The organism is Tetzosporium hominis (assembly GCF_002265435.1).
GTDB lineage: Bacteria > Bacillota > Bacilli > Bacillales_A > Planococcaceae > Chryseomicrobium > Chryseomicrobium hominis.
On record NZ_NOKQ01000143.1, the window covers coordinates 1 to 268 of the forward strand.

Genomic DNA, 268 nt, shown 5'->3' on the forward strand with positions numbered 1-268 from the left:
ATGCTGACCAAGCTTTGGGCCATCCGGCATAAAACGAGAGGTGAGTGATGATTTCTGCAATTTCCTCTTTTGTTAATCCGTTTTCCTTCGCTTTTTGAAGATGCGGAGTCAATTGTTCGAAGCTTCCTCCAGCAATTAACGCAGAAACTGTAATCATGCTGCGATCCCGCGGAGACAGTTCTTCCTCTCTTGCCCAAATGTCACCGAACAGAACATCATCGTTAAGTTCAGCAAACTTTGGCCCGAATTCTCCTAGTATATCTCGTCC

Annotated in this window: 1 protein-coding gene; it reads right to left on the bottom strand. The window is 45.5% G+C overall.

Features of this window, described 5'->3' with window-relative positions:
* A partial coding sequence (locus CF394_RS03390) for a carboxymuconolactone decarboxylase family protein (protein WP_243370653.1) occupies nucleotides 1–268 on the bottom strand: 268 nt, incomplete at both ends.